Origin of the sequence: Halopenitus malekzadehii, from assembly GCF_900108505.1 — an archaeon.
In the GTDB taxonomy this organism is placed as follows: domain Archaea; phylum Halobacteriota; class Halobacteria; order Halobacteriales; family Haloferacaceae; genus Halopenitus; species Halopenitus malekzadehii.
In genome coordinates this window covers 136,127-157,006 of sequence record NZ_FNWU01000004.1, presented here as the reverse complement: position 1 = coordinate 157,006, position 20,880 = coordinate 136,127, and the positions used below count along the sequence as shown (strand labels likewise).

Here is a 20,880-nt window from a genome sequence, read left to right as displayed (position 1 = left end):
TTTATTACACTACCTTCCATCGGTTTCTAACCAGATGTCAGATAGGTGAATGAGATGGAGGTACTCATCGATACGAATGTATTTATCGAACGCGAGGGAGACTGGACGGTCCCCGAGCCACTCCAAGAGCTGGAGAAGCTGCTGAAGACGGAAGGGCACACTATCCTGATCCATCCACTCTCGAAACAAGAGGTTCGGAACTACGAGAACGATGAGCGACGCGAAACAGATGAGTCGAAGATCGAAACTTACGCCGAATTAGGATTTCCTCCGTATCCGAATCCTTCATCGACGGCGTTCCGCAACCACGTCCCTGAAGCGGATAGTTTCAACGAGCAGGTAGATAATGCGCTCCTCTATACGGTATTTGAGGGCCGCACCGATATGCTCATTACCGAAGATGGGGACATGCATCGGAAAGCCGACGAACTCGGTATCAAAGAGAACGTATTGAGTATCGAGGAAGCCAGGGAGCAGTTCAAGGAGGAACCAGCAGCCTACGAGGGCCCACCATCGATTCAGAAGCAACAGGTTGCAGATATCGATGTCGACGATCCGATTTTCGATTCACTGAAGGAAGATTACAACTTCCGAAGCTGGTTTGAAAGTATCCCCGACGAGCGAGATGTCTATGTGAACTGGAATGGAGACGGAACACTCGGTGCAGTCCTCATTCTAAAACCTAACGAGGCTGAGCCTATCGGCGAGAAACCAGAACTCGGCAAGCGAGATCGAATGAAGATCTGTACGCTCAAAGTGGCGTCACATAGGCGTGGATCGAAAATTGGAGAACTTCTGGTGAGTATCGCCATACGTGAAGCTGTCCAGCACGAGCTCGAGGAGATATACCTCACACACTACATTACGGAAGATGACTATCTCGTACAGTTGATCTCCAAGTACGGATTTAGACGAGCTTCACAGACCGCCAGCAGCGAGACGATCTTCGTCAAACGACTAACCCCTGGCCCCGGAGATGATCCTGACCCACCAGAGGTACACATCCGATTTTATCCCAGCTTCTACGATGGCCCCTGCGTGAGCAAGTATTTGGTTCCGACCCAGCCTAAGTTCCATGGACGACTATTTCCGACGTACCAGAACCGCCAACCGAAATTAACCGAGTTCTCGGGGCAACTTCTCTCTGAAGGTAATGCTATCAAGAAAGCATACCTCACCCACGCGAATATCCGACAAATCGAATCGGACGACATTCTACTATTCTACCGGACGCACGACCACATGGAAGTCACCTCTTTGGGAGTCTGTGAGCAAGTAGAGTATGAAATGACTGAAGCCGAGGCTGTACAGGAGTTGGTAGGCAAACGATCCGTATTCACGGAACGAGAGATTGCTAAAATGGTAGAGTCTCCCACGACGGTAATACTGTTCAAATGGCACTTCGAGCTTGAGAATCCAATTCACTATCAGGTACTGCTGGATGAAGGCGTTTTATCTGGAGCGCCTCAATCTATTCAACAAATCGATGAATCAGGTTACCAGTATATTCGCGACAACGGAGGTATAGATGGACGTTTTACTGTCAATTAAGCCCGAGTTTGCAGAGAAGATTCTCGGTCACGAGAAACGGTACGAGTTCCGTAAGACTCCCTTTCGCGATCCATCCGCTATCGGGACCATCTATATGTACGCTTCCTCTCCTGTCCAAGAGATCGTAGGGTCGTTCTCACTGAACGGCGTATCTGAAGGTACTCCGGCGGAACTCTGGCGGGAGTTTGGTTCCAATTCTGGGATGGATCAGCGGTCACGATTCATGGACTACTTCGCGAACACGGACACGGGGTACGCTTTCGAGGTCGCCGACGTTCAACGATTCACGGAGCCTATTGATCCACAGCAGCGTATCGACGATTTCCGTCCGCCGATCTCTTTCCAGTATCTTCGAGGCGAGTACGACTCACTGCTCACCCCTGATCCGCAGTCAGCGAGCGATTAGTTCTCTCTCAGCAAGATCTGCTCTGTGATTTTCTCTGAATCTTCCTGGCACCGAATCGCCGTATCCATCGTGTTATTTGATTGCCACAACAGGCGTCGGGGCTTTTCACCCGGTGAACTCGGGGTTTGAAATCCATGCGAACGGGATCTTACTTGTCAAACTGTATGGTGGAAATTGAGACATACTCACGGAACGGCGGGGAGAGACAGCTCCGCGAGAAAGACGTGCTCGAGGAGGTTCTCGAAATCCCAGCTATCTGGGCGGCAAACGCCGGTCAGCGGAACTACTCGGAGCGGTCCGGTGCCTTAGACGAACTGGGTGGATGGGAGACGCAAGTCCAAGTCGATCTCGGGCCGGAACACCAAGATCATCACGAGCGTTTGACGCCGTTCTTGGACGCCTATCATCGGAAGCATCGCGTTGCCATCGAACACGAAAAGAAAGAGCAGATGCGAGCCCGGTGGCATCTGATGAAAATCCAGGCGGCTCACGAGCGCGAGGAAACGCTTGATATCGACGTCGCCGTCCTCATCTTCCCGGCGGATCAGGACCCGTCGCTGCGCCGGACTCGCCGAGAGCTCGAGGGCCCGTTCTTCACGAAGCATTTCCCAATCCATATGCCGGTGTACGCAATTGAGTACACGAACGAGTAGCCCTCCGAGCTACCAAGGGGAGAATACTGGATCACATCGAAGACTTCTATCGATAAATCAGAAACTACAACCGGATGGGATTCATTTCATTCACAAGTGTTCTAAGAAGTAATATAGGCGTTCTTTGGACGTTAGACGCTCTATAAACGATTGTGGTGGCATTTCAGCGAATGGGATATGAATAGGGACACCTGTAATTGGAGACCATCTCCCCTCAACAAAGTGTGCAGTGTTTACGAGGGAGGGACAGGGGGTGGGGGGTGCCCTCTCGTTACACACTATGTTTTCTTCCCCAGTCATCCCCCTACACTAACCCAACACTATAGCCGTCAGTTGTTTTGTTTTGACAGTAAAGGGGGGCACCCCCACCCCCTGTCCCACCATCCGAATTTCTGCACGCTTTGGATCAGTTATGCGGTGCCGATCTCTTGATCATCAAACGGCCAGCTGAGCGGACCCGGATTACTCTCCTCAGTGTCCTTACTGAACAGCCACATCAGTCTCTCGTCGTTGAGCTCAACGATATCGGCACTACCGCCCCTTGTGGTCTGGCCTTCTGGTGTGAAGACTGCGAGCCCGAGATTCTCGACGGTTTGCATCCGATTCTTCGCTGTATGTTTCGATCCAAGGTTAAGTGCCGTCATAACCTCTGCTGTAGTGAACTTTGTGCCGTTTTTCGGGTTACACAGCAAGCGGATGATCTTTCGGCGCTTCTCGGGCATTGTAGCAAACGCAATCCGAGCACAGAGTTGGAGGTCACGAGTTTCTACCGACGAACGGCCGTCCATCGCGGCCCTCGCCCTCGCGGTGAAACGAATCATTTGGGTCGCACGTTTCCGATCCTCGATCTGGCTCCCGCCTTCGAGATCTCCGTCTACATTCTCGGTCGCGTACGAGACCGCCCGACCGTGAGCAATGATTTCCCCGAGCTTGAGAGCCGTCTCGGCGACTTTTCCGTCAACGTCCTCGTTATTCATCTCGATGTGACCGTCATGCTCGTGGTAGAGGGTTCGGAGCCAGTTGCTGATCTTGTCCTGAACGATGCTCTTTTTTTCCGCGTAGCTGATCCCATTATTTCCGAACAGTTGTTTGAGCACCTCGTCATCATCGTCGGTGTTCGGCATACCGTGCATGAGGACTCGAGCACCAGCATTACCCATCTCTGACCAAGCACTCGGGCTTGGCGGCGTCGTTGCCCCCATGAGACCAAACTGATATTCACCGGGTTCACCATCATAGCCATGAGATCCCTGTGCTCCGGTAGATTTCACGTATCCACTTCCGTCAGCGACACCTGAGAGCGTCCGCATGTACTTCTCGATACCATCGCCTGAGAACCAGGTTCCCATCTCCGGAACCCATAGGACCTGGTCGGTGATCTTCGGAAGCAGGTCCATCTTTCCGAGGTCATCATTATCTTGATCTGCGTTGTGAGTAACGAACGCCGCCGGAGTTACTTCGTGCGTGGTGTAGACCCGATCCCATCCCTTGAACAACTCAAGCACAGTTGTCTTTCCTGAGCTGGCGTTTCCAACGATGATCACCATCGGACAGTCGGTGAAGTCGTCAAACATCAGCTGAATCGGCACAGTAGCTAATGCTTCAACCGCATCGAGCGTATTTTGATTGAAGTACAGCAGTACGATATCCTCTACTTCCTTCCACGTGACCTCTTCGTCTGGCTTGGCAACGTCGGGAGTTTCGTGTTCGATTAATTCGTCATCGAGACTGGTTCGGTCCAGTCCGTCATATTTTGATTCGTCTATCTCGTGATCGCTCTCGATTGTTTTCTTCCATTCCTGGATTCCAGAAACGTCCGGATCATCGTCACCTTTGAACTCACCGTACAGTTCCCAGAACTCCCACCGTGTATCATTATCTCTGTATAGGAACCGAGCCGAATCCAACACCGTCGGATAGTGGGCATACGCGGGATTGTCTATGGCTGCTTGAAGTACACCATCAAAGGTGAGTAAACCATGCTCATCCTGTTCGTATACTTCCGCATTGAAGCTATTCTCTTCTTCAGATGTCTGGTTGTCGTTTCTCATTGTGTATTGCGCCTTTCACAGGAGTGGCGAACACCTCGATGACAGCCAGTTGCGAAACAATTAATCTCCTTCCGCGTGTAGTACACACGTAAGGAAGGTGTTAATTTGCCTTGCTTATGGTCATCATCAGTATGACAGAAAACCGGTGATAGGGCACTTTGTACAGGTCACCCATTGTCACCGATTATTTCTACACCCAACTATACGTCTGGCTGATACTCTTCAAACACTCTCCTGATGAGAGTATCATACGTCTCGCCGCCACGTTTCTTTGATTGGACGACTTCGTGAGTATCGCTTGACACGGGGAGTGTAGCTTCCGCCATACTATACATAGTATTTCTGGTGCTATAAGTATTCTGATTATTAAGTATTCTTAGTATATCTGGTTATCGCTGATAGAGTTTTGCTTTTATTTCCCAAATATATTCTATTGATAGAAGCAATCTGGCGATCCTCTGGGGTGGATACACAGAAAAGTCGCATCCGGCATCGGGGTGGGTATGTCAGTCAAATAGGTATGATCTTCCGACACTTACGGCGGAGGGCTACCAGAGCGTGCTATACAATGACAGCCACGAAACGAGTCGAAGATTATCGCTCCGATCTATCCGACCAAGTGAGACGACCTAAAAAATCCATGCCACCACAAGCGGAATTAAGAACCAGAGAGAACCGCCAATCTAACGATCTTCTTCGTGCATCGCTGGTAGATCATCGACACCGAGCTCACCCTGAAGATACTGACGTCCACGCTCCGTGATCTGATACAGCGGCTCATCACCCTTCTCTACGAGTTCGTTCTGCGCGAGGATTCGAATCCGCTCATTCACGTACAGTCGGTTGTAATCGATGTTCGCAGCAATTACATAGGGAGTTGCGACGATCCCCTTCTCGTCAAGGAACTCAAGGATACGATTATCGGCGCTGGTCATCCACGGTACTCGGGGCCGCATTGAGCGGCGATTCCCACGATTATATGAATAGCCCTTCTAAGCGAAATCGATAGCATATCAGGCGTAAGTCTGTAGCTATACGAACGTATGTTTATAGCATTACGCTGAGACGGTTCTGTCGGTGGAGCTATTGGAACTCTATGATTTCGAAGACTTTGATCAACAAGACGCCAATCGATGTGAGCGCATAGTGATTGACCGGGAGAACGATGAGAGCGGACAAAATACATCGCATCGCTTTGTCTGGACTTCTGATCGGTGTTTTAACACGTAATAATGGTAGAACACAAAGTAGTAAAATTAGATGCAGCTCCGAAAAACCGCCCCGCTCGAGCGAAAGAGATTCTGGAAAAGCTTGAGTCAGATGGATGGGAGTTCAGAAATACGATTATGAACGGTGGACACAGTGTTGCGATGGTTCTGATTAGAGACAAATGACCAGCTTCTCGGAGGTGAAATATAAGCAATGGAATCCGTGTCCAGACTGCGAAGAAAAGACGATCCGCCTGAAAACTTACTGGGCGGGTTGGCCTGACGGATTCAACGGACGCCTTCAGTGTGACAGCTGCGGCGCTCAATTCGAGGATAATGATACTGTGGGAAGAGCGGATGTCACCAAATCAGCAACTGGTGATGACTCAACGGATTCTGCGGTGGAAGATGATAGCGAAGACGGTGTAGAAATTAGAGAACCGGGGTTTTCAGAAGGAAACTCAGGTGTAGTACTGTTCGTGAACTTGATCGGTTACTTGAGTATTGTTACCGGATTTTTGTTGGTCATCACGCTTGTTGGGATACCTCTTGGAGTCGTATTTTTTATTGGCGGAGTGATATTGGCGGCTTATGGAAACGATTCTGGGGATACCGTTGAGACTATAACTTGATTTTGGCATGGACCCGATCTAAAACGGTGTGCCCGCAACAGTAGGTCAAGGACAATTACCACTCGGAATAGTACCCATTTGGGGCAATCGACAGGAGGGGGCCGATATGACATCCGTACGTACCCGCTTGGCACTACGTACGCGCGGAAATTCAAGGGTTACCGGGTTGAAGCGCATTGTCCCCGCCGTATTATCATGGGGCATAGACTCGTGCTTAGCCCTGATAGTCAAATTTTACCAACGAGTCCTCACAGGCCCTCTATTCACTATCATCGGGATTGAACGACTCAAACACTTCGTGGCCGAGTTCAATCAGTTCCGTATATCGTGTCACGACACGGTGAACGAATGCGTCATCACGTAGATCTTCGATGCCGTCTATCTCCCAGGTGTCGACAACGATTCGCATTGAACTCCGCTGACTGACACTGAACCCTCGGTTCTCAAAGACGTCTTTCTGCTCCCGAAGATACTCTGGCGCGGCCTTGTTTCCATCGCCGGGAGCATCGATGGCGACTTTTATTTCTCGATCATCGTAGGGGTTGACTCGAAGGGCGTACCGCACGTTGTCGGGATGTTTGTCGGCTTGCGTTTCCAAGTAGGGATAATTTGTCGACAGATTCCCGAGAACCGAGTCTATGCTATCGACAGACAGTAGATCTTGTACCTCCGGGAAGGCGGCGGTAAACACGTTGTTGGAAAATACTCTATCACCGGGTTTTGAGGAGTCCGTACCCTGGGTCCGTGTTTCATCGTAATCCACGACGGTTGTAACGCCGAACCCGATCTCGTCAGATGGAAATTGGAATCGCTGTACTTCCACACACTGAATATCCAGACCCTGATCTCGGAGCCACCGTGCGGACTGTCTGGTCTGTCCAGTGATCGTTTCCGCCACGATGACGAGTCGTTGCGCTTGGTTCAATTCCCACGGATCAATGTCGCGATCAAAGAACGAATTGAATGCGAGCTGGAGAGAATCATGTGCGGCAACAGGATCTGGAAGAACCTCTTCTCTACCTCTGTATTCCGTATATAGCGCATCCAAGTCGTGGTAGTCGTACCGGTCAAGAGCTTGTGCATACAATTGAGGCTGACTGACGATGCTGGCCTCAGAGGCGGATTCAGACCCGGACCCACCTCGTTTGAGTTCAAAGACAAGGACATTTCCAAAACGGTCCAAACCCAACAGATCTGGCTCCCCGGTCGGGAGGTTCGGCTGTCGAGAAAAGAGTAGCACAGGTTCATTCAAGAGCGACTCGGGAGCTGCGTTCAGCCACCGCTCAAGTTCAGCTTCACCTTCTCCGTCGCCAGCAGGTTTGATCGGATTGCGTTCGGCGGGAGTCGATCGAGGGTGTTTCTTATTCTCGTCGAACTGATGAATCCGCATTACATAAGCACTCTAAGCAATAGGGATAAACAGTCGTGTTATTGAGACGTTTTGGAACTAACTATTATTCCCGTCACTGAATGCGATACAATTGCCTGTCAGAAACAGGTCTCTCTCTGTTACCGGATTGCTGTACCGGGGCCACGATCATCGTGGGGCATATCTTCTATCTACGTGGATACACTTTTTCTCATAACGAACACTATCGGAAATAAGTAACTGACCTTGGGAGCGATCTCTATCACCAGCGACGAGTAATGACACGCAGTACAGATGGTACGGCGCGAATCCGGAACACACTCTCTTGCTCTGCGAACGCTTGTGAGTGGCACTCAGCCAGTCTCCATGAGAAATCAAGTGTACTGGGCCCTCAGTGCTGTAGAGTGACTAATCGCAGAAACGGTTCCGACCGGGGCTGATAACCCGGCCTCTGGATGCCGTCTCTCCAGAAGGGTGCTGTCGTTACCCAAATGGATACCTAACCTCCCCAGGTTAGTGAGGCCTCTAACTGGGCCTCATATGAAGATAGTCACTTTTCAGGGATATTCCTTCTGGTTATACGACATTCTGTTCTGTTTCAGCCGCTCTGACTAACTCTTTGATCTCTTCCGTCGGTATCGCATTTGTCGCGCCAATATAGTTGATTCCGTCTCGTAGCTCGGCAAGTTCGACCACTTCATCTGCGGTGAGTTGTCGACCGGGTCGGAGCAGTTCCAGTGCGGATCGCCAGTTCTCGTAGGCTTCGTGCTTCGCTGCGCCCAGGAACGCGGTGGAAGAGTTTTGCTCGAGGTACTGGTCGATAAGTTCGATCAGCTCGCGGCACTCGGCTCGGCTTGATATGACCCACTGGTAGCCTTTCTGACTCTTATTTACCGTTCCGAGATCGTAGAGCTGAGACTGGTTGCGAAGCATTTTCTCTTCCTTCTCGCCCATCGAGATCGCGAACTTGGGACCGTAGTAGACGTCGTGCCGATACCGATCATCCCGGCTGAACGTGATGAAGAAGCTTGATTCGCCAGCTATCAAGCCCATGGTGAAGGCCAGGTCTGTTGTGCTATACTCGGGTGTCGTCGTTGCTGCTGTACGTGATTTCATTTTATTTGTTTTCGCTGTTCGTAGGACGGTGCCGCCGCTCGTCGACTGTGAGCTTCCTATTACCTATATGGAGATAGACACTAACCGAGTATGAAGAGTCTTGAAGCGGCTGTGTGAGGGGGTCTTATTTCCATCAATTATGGATCCACATAGAAAGATTAGGTGCCACCAGCCACATCTCCCGCTCTCCTAAAGCTGGTATAACCTAATAACCGGACGCGATTGATAGAAGCGTGACTGCGAGCTTGAGATTACATATCGAGTTCAATACGTATCGTAAGAAAGTCGACAGTTTGATGATCTCGCTCAGTGTCCTTTACACGATGGAAAATTCGATTTTTCACCAGACACTCGGCCCGGATGAGATTGCCACTCGATACGCCAGCATCGATATTGAGTGTAATTCCCTCGATCCGACGAGCGGCCGGACAGTTGCAATCGGGATCGGCCTGAAGGACACCGTGGCTGGCGAGCAGTCTATCGACGTGCTGACCCTTGGAGGTGCACTCGGTGATGAGGGGACCATGATTCGTCGAGCGTTTGAGCGCATCAACGAGTTTGATCCCAACGCACTCGTGACATACAACGGCGAGGCCTTCGATTTGGACTATCTATCAAAACGCATCGAGTCGCTTCAGTTCCGTCAGCAACCCGAGCTCTATTGCGCAAAGAACCACGTTGACCTATTTGTCCCTCGGAAAAGGTTAGCCGACGAGGCCGGTGTCAAGTGGCCTTCGCTGGAGGAGGTACTGGATACACATGGCCTTACTGTTCAGCCAACGATGTGGGAGGGGGAAGAGCTCAGTAATTCCATATTCGGAGAGCGACTTGCTTCGAAATATATCGCTGCGGTTTCTGAGGATCGCAAGGAGGAAATTGACGAACTCGAAAATGTGATCCACCAATACGTCGTAGGAGACATTGAGTCAAATATCGCTCTGTACGAGATAGATGCCGGTCGTCGTTAGAAGCGACAGTGACCGGTAGACTGATAGAAGCGATACACCGTTTGGTTAGCAGACCTGTTGTGGAAACTATTACTCTCGTTGGCCGAGATCTCCGACAAGCATGCCGACTGGCTTGTGATCGGATTCGAGGGGAGCGGACCGCTACTGTTGCGTCGCCAGACTCGTACTCGGGACCCTCAATATCTGAGCGGCATTTTGTCGGTCTGTTAGCCGAACTCGCTGTAGCCGAGTATTTTGGGCTACAGATCAACACGGCGACCTCAACCGACCCAGGATATGATTTTCCGATCGAATTTGACGGAGAACGTGGTGGCCTCGATTCGAAAGGATCTACACATGATGACCCACGACTACTGGTTACAGAGGGATCAGTTGATTCCGAGTTTTATCTCCTTAGTCGGGTGAACCTACGAGAGTATAGCGTGGATTGCCAGCAAAACACGTATGATGTCAACCCGAATAAAATCGTCCTGGATCGAAGGCCGCCCGTCGGAGATCGGAACACAGACGAGAGTACCAGACGTACCGAATCTGTTGAGATCGACCTACTTGGGTGGGCCACGAAAGACGATATTCTTGATGCGGAAGTCCTGGTGCACTCTTCCTCACCCAGTCACACCCTTTCGACAGGAAAGTTACGCGCTCTTCCAGTTCCGTCCGCAGTGATCCACTCAACCGATAGTAGACCTCCGAAGTGGGACCGGTGAGGCCGGTGAAATTCCCAACTAAATTATCTCCATCACCCCATTCGATCCAGTGCCTCCCGACGATCTTCAACAGGAGCTTGGTCGTACCGCATCGTCGAGACCTGGCTCTTGTGTCTCATCTGTGCTTGAGCGGCCGCCAGCCCCTCCTCACGAGTCATATATGTCGCCAAGCTATGTCTGATCGCATAGAATGTTCGTCCCTCTGAAGGGATGCTCGCGTCCTCACAGATGTCTCTGAAGATTCGATTCAGAGAGTAGTACTGGTACGGATTCCCGATCCGATTCAGCCACAGCTCGTCTCTCCCGTCGTATTTTGCGTATTGCTCACGCTCAGCCAACCAGCGCCCGAGTGCGTTGGCCGTCCGCTCTGTGAGAGACACCGTCCAGTTATTGTAATTCTTCGACGAATCCTCCTTCGGGATACGGAGTACCTTGTTTTGTACGTCGGCCCACTGCTTTTTTGCTCGTTTGACTTCGACTGGTCGGAGGCCGGTATCGAGAGCGGCCCAGATGAGGCTCGGGATCTTCCACGAGTTCGCTCGTGAGAAATCATCTGGACCGATGTCCCGTTTCGGTTTTTCAAATCGTTGAGCGAGGTGGGCCTTCCAGTGATCCCGCTCATCGGGTGATAGGCTGTTGTAGTTCGGGACGCCGCCGTACTCGAGTGACGCATCCCGAATCCGCTGGCGCTCTTCCTGTGTGAGGTAGTCTTTCGGATTGGTCTGTCCAGAGTTCGTACTGAACGTGATCTCTGACTCCCACTCTTCACCCCCGAACTCCCTGGCACGCCACCGGAAGAGCATCTTGACGGTCTTCAGATGACTGGCCTTGTTCTCTTGTGAGGTATCGCCATACGCGAGCTTCCGCATCCACTCGTCTGCGTGGTCGTGCGTGACCTGGGTCGTGTAGCGACCCTCCTCTTCCCAGACAAATCGGTAGAAGGCGTCGAGACGATACGCTCGTCCATTGACTGTGTCTTGGGCGTATCCCTCGCCTTGCTCTGGCGACTTCCCCAGATTTTCCATCCAAGAAATAAGCCGCACCCTATGCTCAGCGTAATCTTCGAGCTGACGGTCTGTAAGCTGCTCTCTCGTGGGTTTGGGAACGATGGGCCCCCCGTCGAAACCCGCCTTTGTGACTTTAGCCATTGTATCACTTCTTGTACAAGAACAGGCAAAACCGCACAACGGCTACGGGTTTAGAAGTGTTAAGGTCCGGGTGCGAGAATCGAACCCGCGTCTCAGCCTCCACAAGGCTGAAGGATAACCACTACCCCAACCCGGACACGCAGCAGTATCTATCGCGGTGTGACGGATATACGTTACGACTTTTCCCGTTCCGTGTGACGATTCAGCATACGGCAGCGGCATCGCACCCCGTCGTTCCAGCGCTCAAGACACACCACGCCGCTTTTACTCACCCAACACCTATTCCGGTCCAACTGTGGCGATCACGGACAAGATCTACGTGAAGAACCACCGCCAGATCGCCTCCCAGCTGGAGGCGAGCCTGCCGAAGGGTGCCTTCGCCGGGGCGACTCTCGATCTCCTGTTCACCGGCGACGGGATCGCGAAGCTCGATTCGGCCACCCGCGATCGGGTTCTCGACTTCGCCGAGGATTTCCTGGACTGTGACTGCGACCAGAACCCCTACTGTGGGTGTCCGGAGCGGAAGTTCGCGCGCTATCTCCTCGAGTTACGGGCGGAGGGACTCGGCCCGAACGCGATCGTCGACGTGATGACCGACGACTATCTGGTCTACGCGTACACCGGCGACGTCCGGTCGTTCCTCGACGACTCCATTCGGACGATGGAAGCCGTCGAAACCCTCGCTGACGTCGACGGGCATCCGGAGATGGCCGACCGCGCCCGCCGGGCGAAACGCGACCTCTCGGGCTGAGTCGTCCCCGACGTCCTCGAGGTCCCGCTCTTGACGTCCGCGTTCCGTCGACCGTCTACCGTGTGAACTCGATCGCGGCACCCTGCCCGAAGCCGACACAGAGCGTCGCGAGCCCACGGTCGGCGTCGCGAACGTTCATTTCGTGGACCAGCGTCACCGGCAGCCGAGCCCCCGAGGCGCCCAAGGGGTGGCCGATCGCGATCGCACCGCCGTTCACGTTGAACCGGTCGTCAGGAACGCTGAGTTCCCGTTTCGAGTGGACACACTGTGAGGCGAACGCCTCGTTGAGCTCGACGAGGTCGTAGTCCTCGATCGACGTTCCGGCCCGGTCGAGCAGTCCACGGGTCGCCGGAACCGGACCGATACCCATCACGGTCGGGTCGACGCCGGCAACGGCATTGGTACCGACCTCGGCGAGGACGTCGAGGCCGTGGTCCTCGGCGAACGCCCGGCTCGTGACGAGCGTCGCCGCCGCACCGTCGGATATCTGTGAGGCGTTTCCGGCCGTGACGGTGCCGTCTCCGGTGAACGCCGGCGGCAGCTCCGAGAGCGCATCCACCGTCGTGTCCGGGCGGATCCCCTCGTCCACTTCGATGAGGCCGTCGGCGGTTTCGACGGGGACGATCTCCCGGTCGAACCGCCCGGACTCGACCGCCTCGGCCGCCCGTCGATGGCTTCGTGCGGCGTACTCGTCCTGTGTGCGACGACTCACGCCGTACTCCTCGGCGACGGTCTCGGCGGTCATCCCCATCTGCAGTTGGAAGATATCGTACTGCTGGGCGAGATCGGGATGGAGAGCATCGTATGCGCTCGTGTCCATCGGCACGCGGGACATGTTCTCCACGCCACCGGCGATGATACACTCGCGGTTGCCGGCAGCGATCGCATCCGCCGCGGAGATGATCGCCTGCATCGAGGAGGCGCACCACCGATTGATGGTCGTCGCGGGGACGCTCTCACCGAGCTCCGACAGCAACGCGATGACGCGTGCGACGTTGTTGTCCTGTTCATCCCGCTGCTGGGCGACGCCCCACATCAGGTCGTCGACGTGGGCGGCCGTCAATCCGGTCGTTTCGAGGATGTGGTCGATGAGGGTGATCGAGAGGTCCTCGCTGCGAACCTCGCTGAAGACCCCGCCGTCTTTACCCTGTGGGGTCCGGCGGGCGACCGCGATCACCGGTGTGGTAGCTGCCGACATATCGATCGCTCGGTCCGGCGGCGGCTTAAGTTCGGGTGGATCCGCCTTCCGTGTGGGTTCCGATCCACGTATGGGGGTGCTTCGACGCGCTTAAACGCCGCCCGTCCCAACTTTTGGGGGATGAGTGACCCGGCCCTCGACGTGGTCGAATTCGTGTTGACGACACATCTCTATTCGGACCGCCGCGATCTCGACGAGAACGACCTGCCGCCACGGTTTCGGCAGGTGTTCTGGACGGATACGCCGGGGGAGGACGGTCCCGGCGGCGTGGAGCGACCGCTCAAAGCCACCGACGACACAGTGCGCACCGCGACCGGCGTGGAACGCCCCTGGGAGGCCGTTTCCGACCTGCTGTTCACGCAGCGAACCGACTTCTCCGGCGAGATCTCGCTCACCCAGCCCGAGATGGCCCTCGAATGGGTCCACGAACGCGCCGACGACGAACGGATCGCGACGAACCCGACGCTTGCGGCCGCCTTCGAGGATCACGACGACCTCGAGATGTCGGTCACCCACGAAGAGGCCCGCGAGGACACCCGCCCGATCCACGCCGACCGCGTCTGGATCGACGCCCTGCTCGACGAGTATTTCGACGAGGAGGAGGACGCGGAGATGCTCGATCTGGTCAACGTTCGCGCCCCTGAGGAGATCGAGACGACGCTCGAGGACCTGGTTCTCACCGGCGACCAGGAGGAGGAGATCCAGAAACTCGTCAAGGCGATCGAACACCGCGAGTATCTGGCGAGCATCGGCCTCCGGGAGATCGGGAAGCTCCTGTTCGTGGGTCCTCCCGGAACCGGGAAAACGACCATTTCGAGGGCGCTCGCACACGAGCTTGGCCTGCCGTTCGTCGAGGTGAAGCTCTCGATGATCACGAGCCAGTACCTCGGCGAGACGGCCAAAAACGTCGAGAAGACCTTCGAGGTCGCAAAGCGTCTCTCCCCGTGTATCCTCTTCATCGACGAGTTCGACTCGGTCGCGAAGACGCGCCGATCGGACGAACACGCCGCACTCAAACGCGCGGTCAACACGCTGCTCAAGTCGATCGACGACATCTCGCTGATCCGCGACGAGGTGTTGCTCATCGGTGCAACGAATCACCCCGATCAGCTGGATGCGGCCGCGTGGCGACGATTCGACGAGATCGTCAACTTCCCCAAGCCCGACCGGGAGATGCGGGCGGACATCCTTCGGATCGTCACCGAGGAGATGGACATCGCGGACTTCGATCCCGAGGAGATCGCCGAATCGACCGCGGGGCTGACGGGGTCGGACCTCCGAATGGTCCTTCGTGAGGCCGTCCTCCGCGCGCTGACCGAGGACCGAATGACTCTCACCCAGGAGGACGTCGTCGCCGCCGTCGAGGACTTCGAAGAGCGGGACAACCTGAAGAATATGGACATGATCGACGGAGAGGGCGCCGAAATCGTCGGCGACGGCGGCTCCGGCTCACACGACCACGACGACGAGGGCACCGGCCACACCCACGACTAGCCGCCTCGTCAGGTATCCGCTGAGTCGTCAGGTGACGTTCCCAGCGCGCTCACATGGACCTCATGTGTTCGCGGCCGAGTATCGGCTGCGTCCGACCGCGATCGGCTCTGGTCTCGAGGAGTGGTCTCTCCCTCGATGGTGATGGGGACGGTCTCCGCGATCCGACCGCGAACCGTGTCCCGCCAGTCGGCGACCGCAGCGGCGTGTCGGCTTCGGTGCGTCTCGATGTCGTAGGCGTCACGAGCACGGAGCGCGTCCTCGGTGTCGTCCGGATCGGGATACGGCGGTGGATCGACGACCAGATCTCGAGGGGGGATGTGGACCGCTTCAGTCGACTCCCTCCCGGATTCCGAACTCGCCTCCGGGTGCGGGGGATCCACGCTCTCCGCGACCGTACCGTCGCCGTCCGCTGGGGCCGCATCGCGATCTTCGGCCGCAGCCGCATCGTGAAGCCGTGCACGCATCCGTCCCGTGAACGGGGGTGTGGCTCGGAGGACCGTTCGTCGACGACTCCGCTCTCGGGCTTCGAGCGCCGTCACGACGTCGGCGGCGTGGACGACGACGACGCGGATGCGTGTCGGATCGGCGGACCGTGTCGCGGAATCATCAGTGTGTTCCGTGGGATCTGTGGGCATACAACGTGGTACGGCGTGGAAACCCAAAGTTCCGTAGGGAACAGGGTCACCAGGGCGGCGTTCGTTCGCCGGCGTACACGGCGATCTCGAGCCAGTTCTCCTCGGGCGGAAGCGGACACGAGAACGTCTCGGTGTACGCACAGAAGGGGTTGTATGCCAGGTTGAAGTCGATCGTGACCTCGTCGCCGTCGGCGAGGTCCTCCTCCGGTTCGAGTTCGATGTAGCGCCCGTTGTGGTAGGTCTCCTGGCCGGTCGTCTTGTCACGGAAGGGAATGAACAGGGCCGCGTCCTCGTCACCCTCCTGGCGGTAGGCCGCGAGCGTCAGATCCGCGCCGTTCAGCTCGAACGCGAACGTGACGACGCGAAGGTACCGGACGTTCGGTCCGGCGGTCGTCTCGAGTTCGATCGGCTCGGGATCCTCGTGAACCGTGACGGTCGCCGAAACCCGGGAGTCGGGATCGGGATCGAAATACGCCAATCCGTCGAAGTCGTCTCGGCGTTCCGGCGGGATCGGTGACTGGGGATGCTCGTCGAAGAACTCGTCCTTCTCCGCGCGGCTCTCACGGACGCGGCTCGCGTAGTCGTCGGTCATACCCCGATATTGACCGTCGATCCGTATGAGCGATGGGATCCGGTGCGACCGAGAGTTTACCTTCCGGGATGACCGAGGGGAACGTATGCAGGCCCGCGATCTGATGATCACGGACGTACAGACGGTATCGCCGGAGGATGACGTTGCGGACGTGCTCAAACGATTTGCTCGCGTCCGGTTCTCAGGATTCCCGGTGATCGACGACGAACGGTACCTCCTCGGGATCGTCTCCGAATCCGACCTCGTCGACCTCTTTGAGCCCGAGGACGAAACGCTCTGGATCCCGATCGGCTTCCCGCCGTTCGTCGACACGCTCACCTACCAAATCGACGTCCCGTGGAACGACATCGACACGGGCCTCGATTTCGTTCGCGAATCCGGCCGTCCGATCTCGAAGGTGATGACGACCGACGTCGTCACGGTGGATCCCGATGCCGACGCTGAAACCGTTCTCGACCTGCTTTCCGGAGATCCGGACGTAAACCGGGTTCCGGTCGTCGACGCGGACGGTCGACTCGTCGGACTCATCGCCAGACAGGACGTCATTCGGGCGTTGCGTGACCGCGGATTGGACTGACCCGCAGAAATCGCAACGTACACGGCCGTATCATTCACACACGGTTATGTAACTCCGTACACGGCCGTACCGCCCCGTACACGGTCGGAACTGCCGCGACGGCGATCGGAGAAACGACTCTTCTCAACCCGGACGGATCCGGCTCGAAGTTCGGTCTTCGAAACCCTCAGGGTGAACCCCTCCGCAGTGGGGATGTGCGCAGCTACCGAAACCTCCTCCTGTTCCTCCTGCTTGCGACCCTCTGGGGGTCGGCGTTTATGACGATCAACGCCGGACTCGAGTACTTCCCGCCCGTCCTGTTCGCGGCGTTTCGATACGACGTGGCAGCGGTCGTGATGCTCGGATACGCCGTGCTGATCGTCGACGACCCGATTCCGCGAACGCGCGGCGAGTGGACGCTCGTGGCGATCGGCGGCGTCCTTCTCATCGCAGCCTACCACGTCTTCCTGTTCATCGGTGAGTCGGATCCCCACGTGACGAGCGCGGTCGCCGCGGTGATCGTGAGCCTGTCGCCGGTCTTGACGACCGTCTTCGCTCGCGGGTTCCTTCCGGAGGAACGGTTGACGATCGTCGGAACGGTTGGGCTTCTGTTCGGACTGGGCGGCGTGATCGTGCTTACCAACCCCGATCCTGGATCCCTTCTCGGCGACGGTGCCGTTCCGAAACTCCTCGTGTTCCTCGCCGCCGCATCCTTCGCGCTCGGAACCGTCCTCACGCGAACCGTCGACGCCCAGCTGCCGATCGAGACGATGGAAGCATGGTCGATGCTGATCGGTGCGGCGATCATGCATATCGTCTCGATCGGCCTCGGCGAATCGGTCGGCGACGTCGTCTGGTCCTTCGAAGCGATCCTCGCGTTGGGATATCTCTCGATCGCCGCCAGCGCGATCGGGTTCTTGGTCTTCTTTGATCTCCTCGAACGCCTCGGTCCGATCGAGATCAACCTCGTCTCGTACGTCGCACCGGTGTTCGCCGCGCTTTCGGGATGGGTGTTCCTCGATGAGATCATCACGATCGCGACCGTTCTCGGCTTTCTCCTCATCTTCTGTGGCTTCCTCCTCGTGAAACGGGAGGCCATCCGCGCGGAGATCGTCCGATACCGGTCCACCGGGTGAGCCGTCGACTCCCTCAGTCGGGCGTCGCGTGATCTCCCCGCTCATCCGAGACGGAGTCCATCGTGGTAACATCTCGCATAGGTTTTTGATGCCGGTCGCCGTACGGCGAGGTATGGAGATACTCGTCGTCGGATTCGGACGGGTCGGCGCACGGACTGCGCGAGTACTCGACGCGGAGGGCCACGACGTCCGTGTCGTTGACAACGACCGCGAGAAGGTCCACAGGGCTCGGGAGAGAGGGTTCGACGTAATCGACGGCGACGGCAGCGTTCGGTCGGTCCTCGAAGAGGCAGGGATCGACAATGCCCGCGCCGTCGGTGGGCTCACCGGTTCGATCGAGACGAACCACCGGATCTGCCGGATCGGGTCGACGTACGACTGCCGGACCGTAATGCGGCTGAGTGAAGACGTCGAACGCGACACGTACGAGCGGTACGAGAAGGATGCCGATGCGGTCATCTACCCTGAGCGGTTCGGCGCTGCGGGCGCCAAAACTGCGATCCTCGGCGGCGACTTCAACGCTCTCGACGACCTGACTGAGGGACTCCAGCTGCTCACCGTGACCGTCACTGCAAGCGCACCGGTTATCGGGGGTCACGTCAACGAGGTCGACCTGGGGGATCACGGCCGCATCTACGCACACGGTCGCGACGGCGACCCCCTGACGATCCCGCTCCCGGGGACGGCGATCGAGGCTGGAGACAGGCTCGCGCTGCTCGTCGCGACCGGTACGATCGAGGACGTCGAAGCGACGCTGCTCGGGACCGCGTGAGCGAAGTTCGGATTGACCAGGGCCGACGAACGGGTGTGTAGCCCTGAACGAGCGTGTGACGGGGGCGCGCGGGGTGAGGATGGGGGGAAACTGTGGATTCGCGCGCCCAGTCGGTTCGGGAGTCCCGATGCCCATAAACCCACGTCAGACGCGCGGCGGTCGTCCGGCTGAACCGTCGGTCACCGACGGCTTCGATCGTGGTGGCGCCGTCGTAAATCCGATATCCGATCGGCCCGTGTGCGGGAGTGTGCACTGGAGCGACCTCTTCGATCGACCGCCGACGGGAGTCACGCGTTCGGATGTTCGCGACGCGCTCGCGGCGCGACGCTCACCACCGGTAGATGACGAGATCTCGGAGTCGCCGGCGGACGATCGAACGAGCGAGACAGGGGACGCTCGCGACGACTCGGCGGACGATGGTGACGACTCGGCGGACGATGGTGACGACTCGGCGGACGATGGTGATGGTCCCGATCCCTCGATCGCGCGGATCGTTGTCGACGCGGACGTACTGGCGGCCGACCTCCTCGTCGGCGGCGAGGCACGCGCCGCGTTGGACCGGATCCGTGGTCACTCGTGGCTCACCATCGTCGCGACCCCCGACCTCCTTGCGGACGCGCAGGCAGTCATCAGCGATCTCGCGGGGCTCGAGATCGCGTCCGCGTGGCGGTCGCTTGCGGCGGACCGTTTCGTCGTCGTCGATCAACCACCCGGCGACCATCCCGCACTCGCGGCGGCGTACCGCGGCGGCGCGATGCACGTGCTCTCCTTCGATCCAGATCTGACCGGCGTCGCTGCGGGGGTGGCACTCCGTGACCGGGTCGACCTAAGCGTTCGGGAACCGCGGGCGTTCACGGCGGTCTTCGACCCCGAACGCCTGTACCCGACGGTGGTCGGTGGCGAGTATCCGGGGCCGGACCGTGACCCTCACGAGTGATCGGCTCACGGTCGAACCGTGACGACGATCACGGCCCTGCCGCGGCGATGCCGGGTACACTCTGATCGTGGGTTGGCGTCAGTGGCGAACTGGCGTCAGTGGCGAACTGGCGTCAGTGGCGAACAGGCGACACGGGTGCGCGGTGGGGAGGATCCCCGACCCGACGCCGCGTGTCGCACGGTCGCGGAGACGTCGGGACGGTTTCGTCGAGCACGCGGCGGGGTGATTCTCGATCACGGATATACCTCCGGGCGGGATCGCCGGTTGCTCGTGTCGAATCCGGTGTTTGCCCGCTACCGCTGGGCGAACCACTCGGCGAACTTCGCGAGCGCACGGCCGCGGTGGGAGACCGCGTTCTTGCGCTCGGTGTCCATCTCGGCGAACGTCGTCCCGTTGTGTTCGAAGATCGGGTCGTAGCCGAAGCCGCCGTCGCCGCGCGGAGCGACGATCGTTCCCGGAACGTACCCCTCGAAGAGCTTCACCGGGAGGACGGACCGATCGTCGGTGGTGTCGGTCCGGGCGTCGGTGGCGCCGTGTTCGGCATCGGTGGCGTCGGGTTCGGCAGCGGAATCGGGGCCGGTCGTGGCCGCGGCGGCCATCCGGTCGTCGCGGTCGATCGGGTCAGGCGTGGCCGCGAACTCCTCGCCGTCACAGTAGGCCAACACGCACCGGAACGCGGCGCTTCGATCCGGCAGGTCGGCGGCGGCGTCCCACACGCCGTCGACGCCGAGCGTGTCCTCGACGTACGAGGAGTACGGACCCGGGAACCCATCGAGCCCGTCGATGAACAGCCCGGCGTCGTCGACCAGCACGGGTTCGCCGGCATAGCGGTACGCCTCGCGCGCGCCGTGAGCAGCGATCGGGCCGAGATCGTCGCTTTGGATCTCGGAGTAGTCGTACTCGAGGCGGTTGATCGACCCCGCCGAAAGGTACGATTCGGCCTCCCGGACCTTCCCGGGATTCGTCGTCACGTAGGTGAGCATACCGGAAGCTCGCCCAG

The 20,880-nt window shown here is 57.3% G+C and carries 22 protein-coding genes and 1 tRNA gene; 12 read left to right on the top strand and 11 right to left on the bottom strand.

Features of this window, described 5'->3' with window-relative positions; genetic code table 11:
• Positions 1 to 54 precede the first annotated feature (54 nt).
• From BLW38_RS09425 to BLW38_RS09415, 3 genes are all read left to right on the top strand, one after another.
• Positions 55 to 1,551: a GNAT family N-acetyltransferase gene (locus tag BLW38_RS09425; RefSeq protein ID WP_092816995.1), complete on the top strand. Its 1,497-nt coding sequence runs from the start codon at positions 55 to 57 to the stop codon at positions 1,549 to 1,551.
• Positions 1,529 to 1,957 carry a hypothetical protein gene (locus tag BLW38_RS09420; protein ID WP_092816994.1) on the top strand — a complete coding sequence of 143 codons (429 nt, stop codon included), beginning with the start codon at positions 1,529 to 1,531 and terminating at the stop codon, positions 1,955 to 1,957. Before BLW38_RS09425 ends, BLW38_RS09420 begins: the two co-directional genes overlap by 23 nt.
• 164 nt (positions 1,958 to 2,121) lie before the next feature.
• On the top strand, positions 2,122 to 2,610 hold the full coding sequence (locus BLW38_RS09415) for a hypothetical protein (RefSeq protein ID WP_092816993.1): 489 nt from the start codon (positions 2,122 to 2,124) through the stop codon (positions 2,608 to 2,610).
• Between the two features lie 410 nt (positions 2,611 to 3,020).
• Here the strand turns inward: BLW38_RS09415 and BLW38_RS09410 are convergent, their stop codons facing one another.
• From BLW38_RS09410 to BLW38_RS09405, 3 genes are all read right to left on the bottom strand, one after another.
• Positions 3,021 to 4,661: a hypothetical protein gene (locus BLW38_RS09410; RefSeq protein ID WP_092816992.1), complete on the bottom strand. Its 1,641-nt coding sequence runs from the start codon at positions 4,659 to 4,661 to the stop codon at positions 3,021 to 3,023.
• A gap of 200 nt (positions 4,662 to 4,861) precedes the next feature.
• On the bottom strand, positions 4,862 to 4,987 hold the full coding sequence (locus BLW38_RS16670; protein WP_281241166.1) for a hypothetical protein: 126 nt from the start codon (positions 4,985 to 4,987) through the stop codon (positions 4,862 to 4,864).
• A 357-nt stretch (positions 4,988 to 5,344) separates the two neighbouring features.
• Positions 5,345 to 5,596 carry a winged helix-turn-helix domain-containing protein gene (locus tag BLW38_RS09405; RefSeq protein ID WP_218143050.1) on the bottom strand — a complete coding sequence of 84 codons (252 nt, stop codon included), beginning with the start codon at positions 5,594 to 5,596 and terminating at the stop codon, positions 5,345 to 5,347.
• Positions 5,597 to 5,893: 297 nt separating this feature from the next.
• Here BLW38_RS09405 and BLW38_RS16435 point away from each other — a divergent pair, with 297 nt between their 5' ends.
• Together BLW38_RS16435 and BLW38_RS15780 are read left to right on the top strand one after the other, a co-directional pair.
• Complete coding sequence (locus BLW38_RS16435; RefSeq protein ID WP_218143049.1) at positions 5,894 to 6,055, top strand: hypothetical protein; 162 nt, start codon at positions 5,894 to 5,896, stop codon at positions 6,053 to 6,055.
• Positions 6,052 to 6,501, top strand: coding sequence for a hypothetical protein (locus BLW38_RS15780; RefSeq protein WP_143040834.1), 450 nt, complete (start codon positions 6,052 to 6,054; stop codon positions 6,499 to 6,501). Before BLW38_RS16435 ends, BLW38_RS15780 begins: the two co-directional genes overlap by 4 nt.
• A gap of 259 nt (positions 6,502 to 6,760) precedes the next feature.
• Here BLW38_RS15780 and BLW38_RS09400 read toward each other — a convergent pair whose 3' ends face one another.
• Positions 6,761 to 7,891, bottom strand: a complete 1,131-nt coding sequence (locus BLW38_RS09400) for a PDDEXK family nuclease (RefSeq protein ID WP_143040833.1) — start codon at positions 7,889 to 7,891, stop codon at positions 6,761 to 6,763.
• 555 nt (positions 7,892 to 8,446) lie between these two features.
• Positions 8,447 to 8,986 (bottom strand): LAGLIDADG family homing endonuclease, encoded by a 540-nt coding sequence (locus BLW38_RS09395; protein WP_092816989.1) that lies wholly within the window; start codon positions 8,984 to 8,986, stop codon positions 8,447 to 8,449.
• 323 nt (positions 8,987 to 9,309) lie between these two features.
• Between BLW38_RS09395 and BLW38_RS09390 the strand changes: the two genes are divergently transcribed.
• A complete protein-coding gene (locus BLW38_RS09390) occupies positions 9,310 to 9,954 on the top strand; it encodes a 3'-5' exonuclease (protein WP_177167471.1) in 645 nt (214 codons plus the stop codon).
• Between the two features lie 739 nt (positions 9,955 to 10,693).
• Here the strand turns inward: BLW38_RS09390 and BLW38_RS09385 are convergent.
• Both BLW38_RS09385 and BLW38_RS09380 read right to left on the bottom strand, forming a co-directional pair.
• Positions 10,694 to 11,809: a tyrosine-type recombinase/integrase gene (locus BLW38_RS09385; protein WP_092816987.1), complete on the bottom strand. Its 1,116-nt coding sequence runs from the start codon at positions 11,807 to 11,809 to the stop codon at positions 10,694 to 10,696.
• A 64-nt stretch (positions 11,810 to 11,873) separates the two neighbouring features.
• Positions 11,874 to 11,945: transfer RNA gene (locus BLW38_RS09380), tRNA-His, on the bottom strand.
• A gap of 159 nt (positions 11,946 to 12,104) precedes the next feature.
• Here BLW38_RS09380 and BLW38_RS09375 point away from each other — a divergent pair.
• Positions 12,105 to 12,560, top strand: coding sequence for a DUF5814 domain-containing protein (locus BLW38_RS09375; RefSeq protein ID WP_092816986.1), 456 nt, complete (start codon positions 12,105 to 12,107; stop codon positions 12,558 to 12,560).
• A gap of 55 nt (positions 12,561 to 12,615) precedes the next feature.
• On the opposite strand, the gene BLW38_RS09370 is transcribed toward BLW38_RS09375, so the two are convergent.
• The gene (locus BLW38_RS09370) at positions 12,616 to 13,758 is read right to left on the bottom strand and encodes a thiolase family protein (RefSeq protein ID WP_092816985.1); all 1,143 of its coding nucleotides are present in this window, start codon (positions 13,756 to 13,758) and stop codon (positions 12,616 to 12,618) included.
• 120 nt (positions 13,759 to 13,878) lie between these two features.
• On the opposite strand from BLW38_RS09370, the gene BLW38_RS09365 reads away from it, so the two are divergent.
• A complete protein-coding gene (locus BLW38_RS09365) occupies positions 13,879 to 15,252 on the top strand; it encodes an ATP-binding protein (protein WP_092816984.1) in 1,374 nt (457 codons plus the stop codon).
• Positions 15,253 to 15,260: 8 nt separating this feature from the next.
• Here BLW38_RS09365 and BLW38_RS09360 read toward each other — a convergent pair whose 3' ends face one another.
• Together BLW38_RS09360 and BLW38_RS09355 are read right to left on the bottom strand one after the other, a co-directional pair.
• Positions 15,261 to 15,887 (bottom strand): hypothetical protein, encoded by a 627-nt coding sequence (locus BLW38_RS09360; RefSeq protein WP_245710130.1) that lies wholly within the window; start codon positions 15,885 to 15,887, stop codon positions 15,261 to 15,263.
• 46 nt (positions 15,888 to 15,933) lie between these two features.
• A complete protein-coding gene (locus BLW38_RS09355) occupies positions 15,934 to 16,479 on the bottom strand; it encodes a DUF1684 domain-containing protein (RefSeq protein WP_092816983.1) in 546 nt (181 codons plus the stop codon).
• Between the two features lie 85 nt (positions 16,480 to 16,564).
• Here BLW38_RS09355 and BLW38_RS09350 point away from each other — a divergent pair, with 85 nt between their 5' ends.
• The 4 genes from BLW38_RS09350 to BLW38_RS09335 all read left to right on the top strand — a co-directional run bounded on the left by BLW38_RS09350 (position 16,565) and on the right by BLW38_RS09335 (position 19,880).
• Positions 16,565 to 17,056, top strand: a complete 492-nt coding sequence (locus tag BLW38_RS09350; RefSeq protein WP_092816982.1) for a CBS domain-containing protein — start codon at positions 16,565 to 16,567, stop codon at positions 17,054 to 17,056.
• Between the two features lie 194 nt (positions 17,057 to 17,250).
• Complete coding sequence (locus tag BLW38_RS09345; protein WP_092816981.1) at positions 17,251 to 18,171, top strand: DMT family transporter; 921 nt, start codon at positions 17,251 to 17,253, stop codon at positions 18,169 to 18,171.
• Positions 18,172 to 18,283: 112 nt separating this feature from the next.
• On the top strand, positions 18,284 to 18,943 hold the full coding sequence (locus BLW38_RS09340; RefSeq protein WP_092816980.1) for a potassium channel family protein: 660 nt from the start codon (positions 18,284 to 18,286) through the stop codon (positions 18,941 to 18,943).
• Positions 18,944 to 19,190: 247 nt separating this feature from the next.
• Positions 19,191 to 19,880 (top strand): DUF7384 family protein, encoded by a 690-nt coding sequence (locus BLW38_RS09335; protein WP_092816979.1) that lies wholly within the window; start codon positions 19,191 to 19,193, stop codon positions 19,878 to 19,880.
• A 293-nt stretch (positions 19,881 to 20,173) separates the two neighbouring features.
• Here BLW38_RS09335 and BLW38_RS09330 read toward each other — a convergent pair whose 3' ends face one another.
• On the bottom strand, positions 20,174 to 20,863 hold the full coding sequence (locus BLW38_RS09330) for a non-canonical purine NTP pyrophosphatase (protein ID WP_092816978.1): 690 nt from the start codon (positions 20,861 to 20,863) through the stop codon (positions 20,174 to 20,176).
• Positions 20,864 to 20,880: the final 17 nt, after the last annotated feature.